The organism is Burkholderia aenigmatica (assembly GCF_902499175.1).
GTDB classification, from domain to species: Bacteria; Pseudomonadota; Gammaproteobacteria; order Burkholderiales; family Burkholderiaceae; genus Burkholderia; species Burkholderia aenigmatica.
The window spans coordinates 100,998-116,780 of the sequence record NZ_CABVQC010000019.1; the positions used below are offsets into that span (position 1 = coordinate 100,998).

The 15,783-nt window shown below is 65.8% G+C and carries 18 protein-coding genes; 17 read left to right on the top strand and 1 reads right to left on the bottom strand.

The features are described from left to right. Positions 1-22 precede the first annotated feature (22 nt). The 17 genes from fabG to nagZ all read left to right on the top strand — a co-directional run bounded on the left by fabG (position 23) and on the right by nagZ (position 15,620). Positions 23-772, top strand: coding sequence for a 3-oxoacyl-ACP reductase FabG (gene fabG / locus BDO18943_RS15890; protein ID WP_006476504.1), 750 nt, complete (start codon positions 23-25; stop codon positions 770-772). A gap of 144 nt (positions 773-916) precedes the next feature. Then, positions 917-1,156, top strand: coding sequence for an acyl carrier protein (gene acpP, locus BDO18943_RS15895; RefSeq protein ID WP_004197638.1), 240 nt, complete (start codon positions 917-919; stop codon positions 1,154-1,156). A gap of 167 nt (positions 1,157-1,323) precedes the next feature. Further along, entirely contained in the window at positions 1,324-2,556 is a 1,233-nt protein-coding gene (fabF, locus tag BDO18943_RS15900) for a beta-ketoacyl-ACP synthase II (RefSeq protein ID WP_175023186.1), read from the top strand. A gap of 12 nt (positions 2,557-2,568) precedes the next feature. Beyond that, positions 2,569-3,033, top strand: a complete 465-nt coding sequence (locus tag BDO18943_RS15905) for a protein YgfX (RefSeq protein WP_043181982.1) — start codon at positions 2,569-2,571, stop codon at positions 3,031-3,033. A gap of 91 nt (positions 3,034-3,124) precedes the next feature. Then, on the top strand, positions 3,125-3,724 hold the full coding sequence (gene rpoE, locus BDO18943_RS15910) for an RNA polymerase sigma factor RpoE (RefSeq protein ID WP_006490873.1): 600 nt from the start codon (positions 3,125-3,127) through the stop codon (positions 3,722-3,724). A gap of 86 nt (positions 3,725-3,810) precedes the next feature. Continuing rightward, positions 3,811-4,428 carry a sigma-E factor negative regulatory protein gene (locus BDO18943_RS15915; RefSeq protein WP_089450677.1) on the top strand — a complete coding sequence of 206 codons (618 nt, stop codon included), beginning with the start codon at positions 3,811-3,813 and terminating at the stop codon, positions 4,426-4,428. Positions 4,429-4,433: 5 nt separating this feature from the next. Continuing rightward, positions 4,434-5,486: a MucB/RseB C-terminal domain-containing protein gene (locus tag BDO18943_RS15920; RefSeq protein WP_089450154.1), complete on the top strand. Its 1,053-nt coding sequence runs from the start codon at positions 4,434-4,436 to the stop codon at positions 5,484-5,486. Between the two features lie 16 nt (positions 5,487-5,502). Beyond that, complete coding sequence (locus BDO18943_RS15925) at positions 5,503-7,002, top strand: DegQ family serine endoprotease (RefSeq protein WP_043181986.1); 1,500 nt, start codon at positions 5,503-5,505, stop codon at positions 7,000-7,002. A 7-nt stretch (positions 7,003-7,009) separates the two neighbouring features. Further along, the gene (locus BDO18943_RS15930; RefSeq protein ID WP_175023188.1) at positions 7,010-7,252 is read left to right on the top strand and encodes a glutaredoxin family protein; all 243 of its coding nucleotides are present in this window, start codon (positions 7,010-7,012) and stop codon (positions 7,250-7,252) included. Positions 7,253-7,446: 194 nt separating this feature from the next. After that, positions 7,447-9,240 (top strand): translation elongation factor 4, encoded by a 1,794-nt coding sequence (gene lepA, locus BDO18943_RS15935; protein ID WP_043181988.1) that lies wholly within the window; start codon positions 7,447-7,449, stop codon positions 9,238-9,240. Between the two features lie 16 nt (positions 9,241-9,256). Beyond that, entirely contained in the window at positions 9,257-10,150 is an 894-nt protein-coding gene (gene lepB / locus BDO18943_RS15940) for a signal peptidase I (protein WP_043181990.1), read from the top strand. Between the two features lie 153 nt (positions 10,151-10,303). Further along, entirely contained in the window at positions 10,304-11,518 is a 1,215-nt protein-coding gene (gene rnc, locus BDO18943_RS15945) for a ribonuclease III (protein ID WP_175023190.1), read from the top strand. A gap of 60 nt (positions 11,519-11,578) precedes the next feature. Further along, positions 11,579-12,478, top strand: a complete 900-nt coding sequence (era, locus tag BDO18943_RS15950) for a GTPase Era (RefSeq protein WP_089450159.1) — start codon at positions 11,579-11,581, stop codon at positions 12,476-12,478. Then, on the top strand, positions 12,465-13,301 hold the full coding sequence (recO, locus tag BDO18943_RS15955; RefSeq protein WP_043181996.1) for a DNA repair protein RecO: 837 nt from the start codon (positions 12,465-12,467) through the stop codon (positions 13,299-13,301). Before era ends, recO begins: the two co-directional genes overlap by 14 nt. Further along, positions 13,298-14,074 (top strand): pyridoxine 5'-phosphate synthase, encoded by a 777-nt coding sequence (pdxJ, locus tag BDO18943_RS15960; protein ID WP_175023192.1) that lies wholly within the window; start codon positions 13,298-13,300, stop codon positions 14,072-14,074. The genes recO and pdxJ overlap by 4 nt, the downstream gene beginning before the upstream one ends. A gap of 72 nt (positions 14,075-14,146) precedes the next feature. Next, positions 14,147-14,575: a holo-ACP synthase gene (gene acpS, locus BDO18943_RS15965; protein ID WP_175023194.1), complete on the top strand. Its 429-nt coding sequence runs from the start codon at positions 14,147-14,149 to the stop codon at positions 14,573-14,575. 16 nt (positions 14,576-14,591) lie between these two features. After that, a complete protein-coding gene (gene nagZ / locus BDO18943_RS15970; RefSeq protein ID WP_043182001.1) occupies positions 14,592-15,620 on the top strand; it encodes a beta-N-acetylhexosaminidase in 1,029 nt (342 codons plus the stop codon). Between the two features lie 75 nt (positions 15,621-15,695). On the opposite strand, the gene BDO18943_RS15975 is transcribed toward nagZ, so the two are convergent. Next, positions 15,696-15,783: integrase core domain-containing protein (locus BDO18943_RS15975; protein ID WP_175023199.1), on the bottom strand; the 88-nt coding region annotated here is incomplete at its 5' end.

Consider the following 15,783-nt stretch of genomic DNA (forward strand, 5'->3'; position numbering starts at 1 on the left):
TCAAGAGACGGATATTCGATTCATGGACAAGACTCTCGATAAACAGGTTGCGATCGTCACCGGCGCGTCGCGCGGCATCGGCCGTTCGATCGCGCTCGAACTCGCGCGCCTGGGCGCGACGGTGATCGGCACGGCGACGAGCGAATCGGGCGCTGCTGCGATCACCGCGGCGTTCGCGGAAGCGGGCGTCACGGGGCGCGGCGCGGTGCTGAACGTCAACGACGCGGCAGCCGCCGAGGCGCTGATCGACGCGACCGTGAAGGAATTCGGCGCGCTGAACGTGCTCGTCAACAACGCGGGCATCACGCAGGACCAGCTCGCGATGCGCATGAAGGACGAGGACTGGGACGCGGTGATCGACACCAACCTGAAGTCGGTCTTCCGTCTGTCGCGTGCAGTGCTGCGCCCGATGATGAAGGCGCGTGGCGGCCGCATCATCAACATCACGTCGGTGGTCGGCTCGGCCGGTAACCCGGGTCAGGTCAACTACGCGGCTGCAAAGGCCGGTGTCGCGGGCATGACGCGTGCGCTCGCGCGCGAAATCGGCAGCCGCGGCATCACCGTGAACTGCGTGGCGCCGGGCTTCATCGATACCGACATGACGAAGACGCTGCCGGAAGAACAGCAGGCCGCGCTCAAGACCCAGATTCCGCTCGGCCGCCTCGGCAGCCCGGAAGACATCGCCCATGCCGTCGCGTTCCTCGCATCGCCGCAGGCCGGTTACATCACCGGTACGACGCTGCACGTGAACGGCGGCATGTACATGTCGTAACGGTTTTCGTTTACCATCCGCGCCGTATCCCGTTTTTCAGGCGGATCGGCGCTTGATCGACCATCAAGCCAACGCGCGTTTTGGCGTCAGCAAACCTGATAAAATGCGCGCACTTGTAAATCTGAACTTTCCCTCGGAGGGGTAATGGATAACATCGAACAACGTGTCAAGAAGATCGTCGCTGAACAACTGGGCGTCGCGGAAGCCGAGATCAAGAACGAAGCTTCGTTCGTGAACGACCTGGGCGCCGACTCGCTCGACACGGTCGAACTGGTGATGGCTCTGGAAGACGAGTTCGGCATGGAAATCCCGGACGAAGAAGCAGAGAAGATCACGACCGTTCAGCAAGCGATCGACTACGCTCGCGCAAACGTCAAGGCGTAATAGGCGCCTTTCGCGCTTGTCCGCCTCGTCGCCGCGATCTTCGCGATTGACGCGCCATCCTGCCGGCTTCGCGCCGGACGGACTAACAGCCACAGGGCTCGCAGGGCTGATTCCTGTGGCCACTGTGGCTTTTGTTTTTGTCATCCAATAATGGAAAAGAGGTTACCGTGAGCCGCCGTCGTGTTGTTGTTACAGGCCTGGGGCTGATTTCGCCTGTTGGCAATAATGTTGCCGACGGCTGGGCCAATCTCGTCGCCGGCAAGTCCGGTATTGCCACCGTCACGAAGTTCGATCCGTCGAACCTCGCCGTCCATTTCGCGGGCGAAGTGAAGGGTTTCAACGCCGAGGAGTACATCCCGGCGAAGGAAGCCCGCAGCATGGATACGTTCATTCATTACGGCATCGCAGCCGGCGTCCAGGCGTTTCGGGACAGCGGCCTCGAAGTGAACGAAGCCAATGCGGAACGCATCGGCGTGCTGGTCGGTTCCGGCATCGGCGGCCTGCCGATGATCGAAGACACGCACCAGACCTACGTCGATCGAGGCCCGCGCCGGATTTCGCCGTTCTTCGTGCCGGGTTCGATCATCAACATGATCTCGGGCCACCTGAGCATCATGTTCGGCCTGAAGGGCCCGAACCTCGCGGCTGTGACGGCCTGCACGACCGGCCTGCACAGCATCGGCCTCGCCGCGCGCCTGATCCAGGCCGGCGACGCCGACGTGATGGTCGCGGGCGGCGCCGAATCGACGGTGTCGCCGCTGGGCATCGGCGGCTTCGCTGCCGCGCGTGCGCTGTCGACCCGCAACGACGATCCCGCTACTGCGTCCCGTCCGTGGGACAAGGACCGCGACGGCTTCGTGCTGGGCGAGGGTGCCGGCGTGATGGTGCTCGAAGAGTACGAAGCGGCGAAGGCACGCGGGGCGAAGATCTACGCGGAAGTCTCGGGCTTCGGCATGACGGGCGACGCGTACCACATGACCGCGCCGAACATGGACGGCCCGCGCCGCTGCATGGTCGCGGCACTGCGCGACGCCGGCCTGAACGCGGATGAGGTCCAGTACCTGAACGCGCACGGCACGTCGACGCCGCTGGGCGACAAGAACGAGTCCGACGCGGTGAAGGCGGCCTTCGGCGAGCATGCGTACAAGCTCGTCGTGAACTCGACGAAGTCGATGACGGGCCACCTGCTGGGCGGCGCGGGCGGCCTCGAATCGGTGTTCACGGTGCTGGCGCTGCACAACAACGTGTCGCCGCCGACCATCAACATCTTCAACCAGGACCCGGAGTGCGATCTCGATTACTGCGCGAACACCGCGCGTGACATGAAGATCGACGTCGCCGTGAAGAACAACTTCGGCTTCGGCGGTACCAACGGCACGCTGGTGTTCAAGCGCGTCTGACGCTGCAATCGCTTGACGAGTCCATTCGATGCTCCGGCCGGGCGCCCGCAACGCTTTGCGTTGCGGGCCTCGGCCGTGTCGTATCTCGTGCTGGCCGCGTTCGTCGCGTCGGCGGCCGCGTCGGTCTACCTGTTCTGGGCACCGCGCGCGGGCGCTGCCGCCGGCGCATGCGTGTCGGCCGCGACGGCAGCGCTGCTGGCCGTGTGCGCCGCGCGGGCCTGTGCCCGCCGGCTGCCGGCCGAGCTGAGGATCGACGCATTCGGGGAAATTGCGGCGTTTGGCCGCACCGGGCGCCTGCTGGCCCGCGGCCGCGTGACGGGCCATGCGCACTGGAGCAGCCTGTTGCTGGTGCTGTCGGTCGGGCAGGGTGCCCGGCGGGCCCGGCCGCTGCTGATTCCAGCCGATGCGCTCGACGCCGCATCGTTCAGCGCGCTTTCCGTGCTGGCGAGAACGGCGGGCGCGGCGGGGCGGGCGTGACGGCGGCGCGGTTACGGACCGTAACCAGCGGCCGGCGCGGGAACGCTACAATATTGCTCCGCGTTGCATCCCTAGTTAACGGATTTGTCAGGTGAGTGAAAAAGAAATCGATCAGGCTCTGGTCGAGCGCGTACAGAAGGGCGACAAGGCAGCGTTCGAACTCCTGGTCTCCAAATACCACCGCAAGATCATTCGGCTGATCTCGCGCCTCGTGCGGGATCCCGCCGAGGTCGAGGATGTGGCCCAGGACGCGTTCATCAAGGCGTATCGTGCGCTGCCGCAATTTCGCGGCGAATCGGCGTTCTATACGTGGTTGTACCGAATTGCCGTCAACACGGCGAAGAACTACCTTGCGACGCAAGGCCGCCGGGCACCGACCTCGACCGAGGCCGATGCGGAGGAAGCGGAAACTTTCTCCGACGCAGACCAACTAAGGGATATCAACACGCCTGAGTCGATGTTGATGAGCAAGCAGATTGCCGAGACGGTCAACGCTGCCATGGCTCTGCTGCCCGAAGAACTGCGCCAGGCAATTACGCTGCGCGAGATTGAGGGCCTGAGCTACGAAGAGATCGCGGAAATGATGGGCTGTCCGATCGGGACGGTCCGGTCGCGGATCTTCCGTGCACGCGAGGCAATCGCTGCCAAATTGCGTCCGCTGCTCGATACGCCCGAAGGCAAGCGCTGGTAAGCGCGACAGGCGGAGCGACGCGGGTCGGGGTCTAGTTACGGATAGAGTCGTGAAGTCACGACGGGGTGTGCAAGATGGGGAGCATCATGGGGTCGGTCAATACGCAGTCGCAAGCGTCCTCGCGCGGCGAGCGCCTTTCCGCGCTGGTCGACGGCGAAATGTTCGATGGCCCGGACAACGGGCAGTTTCTGGCTGAGCTCAACCGCGCGGATCGCGCTGCGTGGGCCCATTACCACCTGATCGGCGATGCGCTGCGCTCGGACGAACTGGCGCTGTCGCCCGCGCTGAGCGTTGCGTTCACCGCGCGCATGTCGGCTGCGCTGGAAAGCGAGCCGCACCTGCTCGCACCGGCGGCCGCGCCCGTCGCGCGCAAGCTGCTGTCGCTGCGCCGGCGCGTCGTGCCCGCGTTCGCGGTCGCCGCTGCCGCGGCCACGCTGACGTGGATCGTCGTCCCGCAAATGCAGACGGCCGGTGCCCCGGGCGCCGTCCAGGTCGCATCGGCCGGTGCGCCGCAAGGCGGCAACCTGCAGCGCGTGACGGTTGCGCAGGCATCGGCCCAGCCGGGGCTGCAGGACGTCAACATCATTCGCGACGCCAGCCTCGACCAATACCTTGAAGCGCATCAGCAATTCGCGCAGCAGCCCGTCGTCACGGGTTCGATGCCGCTGATCCGCGCTGCCGTGACCACCACGCCAGGCCAATAAACCCGATGCGGACATTGCAGTTGAATCACGCCATCTCCGGATGGAAGCGGCTGCCGGCCCTCCTGCTTTGCGCAGCCGCCCTGTTGTCCGTTCAATCCCTTCCTGCCAGCGCCCAGCAACCGGACGATCCCGTCGCGACCCGCAAGGGTGCCGCGGACTGGCTCGACCGCGTCCAGCAGGCGGCGCAGCAGCAGAGCTACGAAGGCACGTTCGTCTACCAGCGCGGCGGGTATGTGCAGTCGTCGCGCATCGCGCACGTCTCGTCCCGCGACGGCGAGTTCGAGCGCATCGAGACGCTCGACGGCAAGCCGCGCAAGCTGCTGCGCCATAACGACGAGCTGTACACGTTCGTGCCCGAGCGCAAGCTGTGCGTGGTCGAGCGCCGTCAGACGCGCGACTCGTTCCCCGCGCTGCTCGGCGCGAGCGGCGAGCACGTGATGTCCGTCTACGACGCGAAGTCGCTCGGCAAGGATCGCGTGGCGGGGATCGACGCGCAGGTCGTCGAGCTCGTGCCGAAGGATGCGTACCGCTTCACGTACAAGCTGTGGGCCGATGCGCGCACCGGGCTGCTGCTGCGTTCGCAGACGCTCGATGCGAACGATCACGTGCTCGAGCAGATCGCGTTCTCGCAATTGCAGGCGGGCGGCGCAAGCGGCGACAAGGCCGCGATCGCGGCCGGCATGCGCAATCTGAACGGCTGGACGGTCGTGCGTCCGCCGGTCGCGACAGTCGACATGGAAGCGCAGGGCTGGCAGCTCGCACCGAGCGTGGCCGGTTTCCAGAAGATTCGTGAAGTGCGCCGGCCGATGGCTGCGCGCGACGCGGGCGAGCCGCCGATCCCGGTCGATCAGGCCGTCTTCACCGACGGTCTCGCAACGATCTCGGTCTTCATCGAGCCGGCCGAAAAGAATACACGCAAGGAAGGCGCGGGCAGCACCGGTGCAACGAACGTTCTCGTGAAGCGCCGCGGCGACTACTGGATCACCGTGCTCGGCGAAGTGCCGCCGGCTACGTTGCAGCAGTTCGCGTCTGCCATAGAATACAAGGCTTCCAAGTAACGCTACGGCTTCCGACATGATGAAACCCACGCTGCGCAAATGGCTCGCGGCCGCGGCGCTGTCTGCCTGCCTGCCGCTCGTGCCGCATACCGCGTTCGCGGTGACGGCTCCCGCTGCCAGCCTGCCCGACTTCGCCGACCTGGTCGAAAAGGTCGGGCCGGCCGTCGTGAACATCCGGACCACAGCCAACGTGCCGACGAGCGGCCCGCGCGGGATGCTCCCGCCGGGCTTCGACAACGGCGACATGTCGGAATTCTTCCGGCGCTTCTTCGGCATTCCGCTGCCGCAGGCGCCCGGCAACGGTAGCGGCAATGGCGGCGGCAACCCGAAGAACGCGCCGGCGCCGGACAACCCGCCCGACACCGAGCAGAATCGTGGCGTCGGCTCGGGCTTCATCGTGTCGGCCGACGGTTACGTGATGACCAATGCGCACGTCGTCGACGATGCGGACACCATCTACGTGACGCTGACCGACAAGCGCGAGTTCAAGGCGAAGCTGATCGGCGTCGACGATCGTACGGACGTCGCGGTCGTCAAGATCCAGGCGTCGAACCTGCCGGTCGTCGCGATCGGCGATTCGAACAAGGTGCGTGTCGGCGAGTGGGTCGTCGCGATCGGTTCGCCGTTCGGTCTCGACAACACCGTCACGGCCGGCATCGTCAGCTCGAAGAGCCGCAATACGGGCGACTACCTGCCGTTCATCCAGACCGACGTCGCCGTGAACCCCGGCAACTCGGGCGGCCCGCTGATCAACATGCAGGGCGAGGTGATCGGCATCAACTCGCAGATCTACAGCCGTACCGGCGGCTTCATGGGCATCTCGTTCGCGATTCCGATCGACGAGGCGATGCGCGTGGCCGACCAGCTTAAGGCGACGGGCAAGGTCACGCGCGGCCGGATCGCGGTCGCGATCGGCGAAGTGACGAAGGACGTGGCCGATTCGATCGGGCTGCCGAAGGCTGAAGGTGCGCTCGTCAGCAGCGTCGAGCCGGGCGGTCCGGCCGACAAGGCGGGCATCCAGCCGGGCGACATCATCCTGAAGTTCAATGGTCGTTCGGTCGACACGGCGTCGGATCTGCCGCGCATGGTCGGCGACACGAAACCCGGCACGAAGGCGACGGTCAGCGTATGGCGCAAGGGTCAGGCACGCGATCTGCCGATCACGATCGCGGAGACGCCGGCCGAATCGACGGCGAAGGCCGAGCAGCGCAAGAACGCGCCGCAGAAGCCGCGCCAGACCAATTCGCTCGGCCTGACGGTCAGTGACCTGACGGCGGAGCAGCTGAAGACGCTGAAGCTGAAGAGCGGCGTGCAGATCGACGGCGTCGACGGCCCGGCCGCCCGCGCGGGCCTGCAGCGCGGCGACATCGTGCTGCGTGTCGGCGACACCGACATCACGAACGCGAAGCAGTTCGCCGACGTGACCGCGCAGCTCGATCCGCAGAAGGCGGTCGCGGTGCTCGTGCGGCGCGGCGACAACACGCAGTTCGTGCCGGTTCGGCCGCGCCAGAAGTAACGCGCCGATGTTCACGCTCTACGGCCGCGGCTGGTGCCACCTGTGCGACGACATGCGCGACGCACTGGCGCCGGTGGCGGCCGAATTCGGCGTCGCGGTCGATTACATCGACATCGACGCCGATGCGGCGCTCGTCGCCCGCTACGACGAGGACGTGCCGGTGCTGCTGCTGGATGGGGCAGAAGTGTGTCGTCACCGGTTCGACGCCGCGAAGGTGCGCGACGCGCTTGCGGCCCGGCGCCGAGCCTGACCTGCCGCCAGCGGGCGTCGTTTCGCACGGGGCTTGACCCGACGGGCACCCCCCTCGGCGGGCCACCGCGCGGCGCGGCGTCCGAAATCCCGCCCGGCGAAGGCCTTTTCGGCTAAAATAAGCCGTTTTTTCACCGACTTACAAGGCGTGCTCCGCGGTCGTCGAGCGCGCCTTTTTCGCTTGATCGGCACTGAATGGATCATATTCGCAATTTCTCGATCATCGCGCACATCGACCATGGCAAGTCGACGCTCGCGGATCGCATCATCCAGGTATGCGGCGGCCTCGCCGACCGTGAAATGGAAGCGCAGGTGCTCGACTCGATGGATATCGAGCGCGAGCGCGGCATCACGATCAAGGCACAGACAGCCGCGTTGTCCTATCGCGCGCGCGACGGCAAGGTCTACAACCTGAACCTGATCGACACGCCGGGGCACGTCGACTTCTCGTACGAAGTCAGCCGTTCGCTGTCCGCGTGCGAAGGCGCGCTGCTGGTCGTCGATGCGAGCCAGGGCGTCGAGGCGCAGACGGTCGCGAACTGCTATACGGCGATCGAGCTCGGCGTCGAGGTCGTCCCGGTGCTGAACAAGATCGACTTGCCGGCCGCGAACCCCGAGAACGCGATCGAGGAGATCGAGGACGTGATCGGCATCGACGCGACCGACGCGACGCGCTGCAGCGCGAAGACGGGTCTCGGCGTCGAGGACGTGCTCGAGTCGCTGATCGCGAAGGTGCCGCCGCCGAAGGGCGATCCGGCCGCGCCGCTGCAGGCGCTCATCATCGATTCGTGGTTCGACAACTACGTCGGCGTCGTGATGCTCGTGCGTATCGTCAACGGCACGCTGCGTCCGAAGGACAAGATCAAGATGATGGCGACCGGCGCGCAGTATCCGGTCGAGCACGTCGGCGTGTTCACGCCGAAGTCGCGCAATCTCGAATCGCTGTCGGCAGGGCAGGTGGGCTTCATCATCGCCGGCATCAAGGAGCTGACGGCCGCGAAGGTCGGCGACACCGTCACGCATGTGGCCAAGGCCGCTACCGAGCCGCTGCCGGGCTTCAAGGAAGTGAAGCCGCAGGTGTTCGCGGGGCTGTATCCGGTCGAGGCGAACCAGTACGACGCGCTGCGCGAGTCGCTCGAGAAGCTGAAGCTGAACGACGCATCGCTGCAGTACGAGCCGGAAGTGTCGCAGGCACTCGGGTTCGGTTTCCGCTGCGGCTTCCTCGGGTTGCTGCACATGGAAATCGTGCAGGAGCGGCTCGAGCGCGAGTTCGACATGGATCTCATCACGACTGCACCGACGGTCGTCTACGAGGTCGTGCAGAGCGACGGCTCGACGATCAAGGTCGAGAACCCGGCGAAGATGCCGGAGCCCGGTCGTATCGTGGAAGTCCGCGAGCCGATCGTCACCGTGAACCTGTACATGCCGCAGGATTACGTGGGCTCGGTGATCACGCTGTGCGAGCAGAAGCGCGGCTCGCAGATCAACATGCAGTATCACGGCCGCCAGGTGCAGCTCACGTACGAGATCCCGATGGCCGAGATCGTGCTCGACTTCTTCGATCGCCTGAAGTCGGTGTCGCGCGGCTATGCGTCGATGGACTACGAGTTCAAGGAATACCGTTCGTCGGACGTCGTGAAGGTCGACATGCTGATCAACGGCGACAAGGTCGATGCGCTGTCGGTCATCGTGCACCGTTCGCAGTCGCAGTACCGCGGTCGTGAAGTCGCCGCGAAGATGCGCGAGATCATCCCGCGCCAGATGTACGACGTGGCGATCCAGGCCGCGATCGGCGCGCACATCGTCGCGCGCGAGAACATCAAGGCGCTGCGCAAGAACGTGCTCGCGAAGTGCTACGGCGGCGACATCACGCGAAAGAAGAAGCTGCTCGAAAAGCAGAAGGAAGGCAAGAAGCGGATGAAGCAGGTGGGTTCGGTCGAGATCCCGCAGGAAGCGTTCCTTGCAATCTTGCGCGTCGAAGACAAATAACAGGACTGATCCTTTTATGAATTTTGCGCTGATTCTTTTTGTGCTCGTCGTCTTGACGGGCGTAGCGTGGGTGCTGGACAAACTGGTGTTCCTGCCGCGGCGACGCAAGGCAGCCGACTCGGCGATCGAGGAGTTCGATCGCCAGCAGTCGCGCATCGACAAGCGTTTCGCGGATGAAAATGCCGTGCAGACGCGTTCGAAGCTGCGCGACGAGAAGCTGCGTCAGCCGTGGTGGCTGGAGTACACGGCGAGCTTCTTCCCGGTGATCCTGGCGGTGTTCGTCGTGCGTTCGTTCGTCGTCGAGCCGTTCAAGATTCCGTCGGGCTCGATGGTGCCGACGCTGCTCGTCGGCGATTTCATCCTCGTCAACAAGTTCGAATACGGGCTGCGCCTGCCGGTCACGAACACGAAGATCACGCAGGGCAGCCCGCTGTCGCGCGGCGACGTCGTCGTGTTCCGTTATCCGAAGGACGAGTCGGTCGACTACATCAAGCGCGTGATCGGCCTGCCGGGCGATACCGTCGCGTATCAGGACAAGCAGCTCACGATCAATGGCCAGCCGGTGCCCGAAGCGCCGCTGCCCGATTTCTTCGACGACGAGCGCCAGAATTACGCGAAGCAGTTCGAGGAAACGATCGGCAACAAGAAGAACGCGATCCTCAACAACCCGGCCGTGCCGCCGTTCGTGATGGGCGCATACGATTATCCGTTTCGCGACAACTGCACGTACAACAGCCGCGGTGTGATCTGCAAGGTGCCGCCCGGTCACTACTTCATGATGGGCGACAACCGCGACAACAGTGCGGACAGCCGCTACTGGGGTTTCGTGCCGGACCAGAACATCGTCGGCCGCGCGTTCTTCATCTGGATGAACTTCAGCGACCTGAAGCGCATCGGTTCCTTCAACTGATCGCATTCGACTCACTCGCACTACGCGATGCACGGGCCGCGTCGCGTAGTGCCGAACTACTTTAAGAACCGGCGGTAACACCGCCTCGTCACGCCTTTTCGTGTCCGGCCGTGCCGTTTCGGCCCGACCGGCGCCCGCGTTATACTCCTGCACATGCCCCTATCCCAGTTGGAAAGCCGGCTGCGCTACGAATTTCGCAATGCGGAATTGTTGCGCCAGGCTTTGACCCATCGTAGTCACAGTGCCACGCACAACGAACGGCTCGAGTTTCTCGGCGATTCCGTTCTGAATTGCGCGGTGGCCGCCCTTTTGTTCCAGCGTTTCAGCAAGTTGGACGAAGGCGATCTGTCGCGCGTACGCGCCAACCTCGTCAAACAGCAGTCGCTGTACGAAATTGCTCAGGCCCTGAATATCTCGGACGGGCTGCGGCTAGGCGAGGGCGAGCTGCGCAGCGGCGGGTTCCGCCGCCCGTCGATCCTCGCGGACGCGTTCGAAGCCATCATCGGGGCCGTATTCCTCGATGGCGGCTTCGAAGCCGCCCAAGGGGTCATCAAACGCCTCTATATCCCGATTCTCGACCACATCGATCCGCGCACGCTCGGCAAGGACGCGAAGACGCTGCTGCAGGAATACCTGCAGGGGCACAAGATCGCGCTGCCGACTTACACGGTGGTCGCGACGCATGGTGCGGCGCACAATCAGCAATTCGAAGTCGAATGCACGGTGCCGAAGCTCGACGTGAAGGTGTCGGGCTCCGGTGCGAGCCGGCGCGCGGCCGAGCAGGCTGCCGCGAAGAAGGCGCTCGATGAAGTGATGGCGGCTGCGCCGATGCTGGCCACCAAGCCGAAGCGCTCGAAAAACGCGCGCGGGTCGAAGCATGTCGAACCCGAAATCGTGCCGGGCGTGAAGGGCGTGCAGGAGGCGCTCGATCTGCGCTCGCCGGAGCGGAAGGAACGCGCGGCGGCGCGCGAGGCGAGGGCAGCCGGTGTGGCGCCCGCGGCATCCACGGCGACCGGTACCGAGCCGGCCGCGGCGCCGATGGCCGCGATTCGCGCGGTGCATGTCGACGCGGCAGCGGAGAAGGGCGAGCGGGCGGCGAAGCCGGCGGCCGACAAGCTGGCCGAGCGAACCGACAAGGCCGCGGAGAAGCCCGCGGAAGCCGTACCCGCTGCACGTGCAGCCGACAAGCCGGCTGGCCAGGTGGCCGATCCGGCGGCGGCGTCCGCCGACAAGACTTCCGCCGGTACCGACCCCGCTTCGCGCGCGGCTGTGCGCACACGCGACGCCGCGGCGCCGGATTCCGAGACGCCGCCGGGCGGCGCGAGCCTCGCTGCCACACAGGCGCGCGTGGCCGATGCCGACCACTGAATTGCCCATCGATCGTGCCGCGCGCCGCGCGGCCGTTTCCGAACCTGTCTCCCAAACGATATGAACACTCCCGCTCCTACCGGTTTCCGTTGCGGCATGATCGCGATCGTGGGCCGCCCGAACGTCGGCAAGTCGACGTTGATGAACGCACTCGTCGGCCAGAAGATCAGCATCACGTCGCGCAAGGCGCAGACGACCCGCCACCGCATCACCGGCATCAATACGTTCGACGACGCGCAATTCGTGTTCGTCGACACGCCGGGCTTCCAGACCCGCCACAGCACCGCGCTGAACCGTTCGCTGAACCGCGCGGTCACGTCGACGCTCACGTCGGTCGACGTGATCCTGTTCGTGATCGAGGCCGGCCGCTTCGGGCCCGACGACCAGAAGGTGCTCGACCTGATTCCGCCCGGCATGCCGACGCTGCTGATCGCGAACAAGATCGACCGCGTGACCGACAAGGCGACGCTGTTCCCGTTCATGCAGCAGATGAGCGGGCTGCGCGAATTCACCGAGCTCGTGCCGCTGTCGGCGCAGCGCCCGGAAGACATCAAGCGCCTGCTGGACACGATCAAGCCGTACCTGCCGGAAGGCGAGCCGATCTACGGCGAGGACGAACTCACCGACCGCAGTTCGCGCTTCCTCGCAGCTGAAATCCTGCGCGAGAAGGTGTTCCGCTGGACCGGCGACGAACTGCCGTACACGAGCACCGTGCTGATCGACAAGTTCGAGGAAGAAGGGCGCCTGAAGCGCATCTTCGCGACGATCCTCGTCGAGCGCGATTCGCACAAGGCGATGGTGATCGGCAAGAAGGGCGAGAAGCTCAAGCAGATCAGCACCGAGGCGCGGATGGACATGGAGAAGCTGTTCGACGGCCCCGTGTACCTCGAGACCTTCGTGAAGGTGAAGAGCGGCTGGGCCGACAACGAGGCAGGGCTGCGCGCCTATGGGTACGAATGACGCGCTGACGTCGACCGAAGACGCGGTGACGGCCGGCGCGAACGACGCGCCGCTGCCGGCACCGCCCGAACCGCCGCGCAAGGCGCGGCGCGCGACGTCTCGCACGTCCGATTTCCGCGTCGCCGAGCAGCCGGCGTTCGTGCTGCACAGTTACCCGTATCGGGAAACGAGCCTGATCATCGACGTGCTGACGCGTGATCATGGCCGGCTCGCGCTCGTCGCGAAGGGCGCGAAGCGCCCGCACTCCGCGTTGCGCGGCGTCCTGCAGACCTTCCAGCCGCTGCTGCTGTCCTGGTCGGGCAAATCCGAGGTGCGCACGCTGACGGGCGCCGAGTGGGTCGGCGGGATGCTGCCGCTCGGCGGCGACGGGCTGCTGTGCGGCTTCTACGCGAACGAGCTGCTCGTGAAATTCTGCGCGCGCGAAGATCCCCAGCCGCCGCTCTTCAATCACTACGTGCTGACCCTCACGCGCCTCGCCCACGGCGAGCCCGCGGTGCAGGTGCTGCGCTCGTTCGAGCGCGTGCTGTTGCGCGAGACCGGCTACGCGATGGCGCTGAACCGCACGGTCGCGCGCCGCGCGGTCGAGCCCGACCGCCGCTACGTGTTCGATCCCGAGCGCGGCGTGCGTAATGCGGACGACGAAGTCCCATCGCACTGGCCGGTGATTTCCGGACAGACGTTGCTCGATATGGAGCAGGACGATTACCATCGAGCCCAGACGGTTGCGCAAAGCAAGACGCTGATGCGCTTCCTGCTGAACACCTATCTCGGCGGTACGCCGCTTGCCACGCGTCAGATCCTGATCGACCTGCAAAACCTATGAGCTTCTTCCTGACAACGCCCACCGCCATCGACCTCGGCGTGAACATCGACCACGTCGCGACGCTACGCAATGCGCGCGGCACGACCTATCCCGATCCGATCCGCGCGGCGCTGGCCGCGGAAGAAGCCGGTGCGGATGCGATCACGCTGCATCTGCGCGAGGATCGCCGCCACATCGTCGACGCGGATGTGCGCAAGCTGCGCCCGCTGCTGAAGACGCGCATGAATCTCGAATGCGCGGTGACGGCCGAGATGCTCGATATCGCATGCGAAGTGCGCCCGCACGACGCGTGCCTCGTGCCCGAGAAGCGCGAGGAACTGACGACCGAAGGCGGTCTCGACGTCGTCGGCCATTTCGAGGCCGTGCGGGCGGCATGCAAGCAGCTTGCCGATGTGGGCGTGCGCGTGTCGCTGTTCATCGACCCGGACGAGACGCAGATCCGTGCCGCGCACGAAGCGGGCGCGCCGGTGATCGAGCTGCATACGGGCCGTTACGCCGAAGCGCACGACGAAGCCGAACAGCAGCGCGAATACGAGCGCATCGTCGCGGGCGTACAGGCCGGCGCGCAGCTCGGCCTGAAGGTCAATGCCGGTCACGGGCTGCATTACACGAACGTGCAGCAGATCGCTGCGATCGACGGCATCGTCGAACTGAACATCGGCCACGCGATCGTCGCGCACGCGATTTTCGCGGGCTGGGACAACGCGGTGCGCGAAATGAAGGCGATCATGGTCGCCGCGCGCGTTGCCGCGCTGCATGGCGGCGCGCGCTGAAGATGACATGCCGCCGCGCGTCGCGCGTCATGCCTGACCCGGCCCGCCCGGGTCGCACCGGCGCGTACTGACATGGCGATCTACGGCATCGGTACCGACATCGCCCAGGTGAGCCGCATCGCAGCCGTGCTCGAACGCACGGGCGGCCGGTTTGCCGAGAAGGTGCTGGGCCCCGACGAACTGCGCGTGTTCCATGCGCGCCGCGCCCGCTCCGAGGCGCGCGGCATCGCGTTCCTCGCGACGCGCTTTTCCGCGAAGGAAGCATTCTCGAAGGCGATCGGGCTCGGCATGCACTGGCCGATGACGTGGCGTGCGCTGCAGACCCTCAACCATCCGAGCGGCGAGCCGTACGTGGTCGCGTCGGGCGAGCTGGCCGACTGGCTGGCCGCCCGTGGCATCACGGCGCGCGTGACGGTCAGCGACGAACGCGACTACGCGGTGTCGTTCGTGATCGCCGAGACGGATGCGGCGCCTGCACCTGTTTCCCGAAACTCCTCCTGACGGAATTCCCGATTCAATGAAAACGACTCCCGGCCCGGTCATGCTCGACGTCGTCGGCACGGCCCTGTCGCGCGACGATGCGCGGCGCCTCGCGCATCCGAATACCGGCGGCGTGATCCTGTTCGCGCGGCACTTCCAGAACCGTGCGCAACTGACCGCGCTGACCGACTCGATCCGCGCGGTGCGCGAAGACATCCTGATCGCCGTCGATCACGAAGGCGGGCGCGTGCAGCGGTTCCGCACCGATGGCTTCACGGTGCTGCCCGCAATGCGTCGCCTCGGCGAGCTGTGGGATCGCGACGTGCTGCTCGCGGCGAAGGTCGCCACGGCCGTCGGCTACATCCTGGCTGCCGAACTGCGTGCTTGCGGGATCGATATGAGTTTCACGCCCGTGCTCGACCTCGACTACGGGCACTCGAAAGTGATTGGCGATCGCGCGTTCCATCGCGATGCGCGCGTCGTCACGCTGCTCGCGAAGAGCCTGAACCACGGGCTGTCGCTCGCCGGGATGGCGAACTGCGGCAAGCATTTCCCGGGGCACGGCTTCGCGGAGGCCGACTCGCACGTCGCGCTGCCGACCGACGACCGCACGCTCGACGCGATCCTCAAGCAGGACGTCGCGCCGTACGACTGGCTCGGCCTGTCGTTGTCCGCGGTGATTCCCGCACATGTGATCTACACGCAGGTCGACAAGCGCCCGGCCGGTTTCTCGCGCGTGTGGTTGCAGGACATCCTGCGCGGGCGGCTCGGCTTCACGGGCGCGATCTTCAGCGACGACCTGTCGATGGAAGCCGCGCGTGAAGGCGGCACGCTCACGCAGGCGGCCGACGCCGCGCTCGCGGCCGGTTGCGACATGGTGCTCGTCTGCAATCAGCCGGACGCGGCCGAGGTCGTGCTGAACGGACTGAAAGCGCGGGCAACGGACGAGTCGGTGCGACGCATCAAGCGGATGCGCGCGCGCGGCAAGGCGCTCAAGTGGGACAAGCTGATCGCGCAGCCCGAGTATCTGCAGGCGCAGGCGCTGTTGAGCAGCGCACTGGCCTGAGCGGGGAGGGGATGGCGCGGTGCGCGCCATTCCGGTCACTGTCAAGTCCTGGAATAGGTTGACAGTATCCAGACGCTAGAACGCCCGATGCACCGCATCGGGCGTTTTGTATTTCAGGGCGGCATGTGGCCGCTCGTGGTTGTAGATGCGCACCGACTGTTCG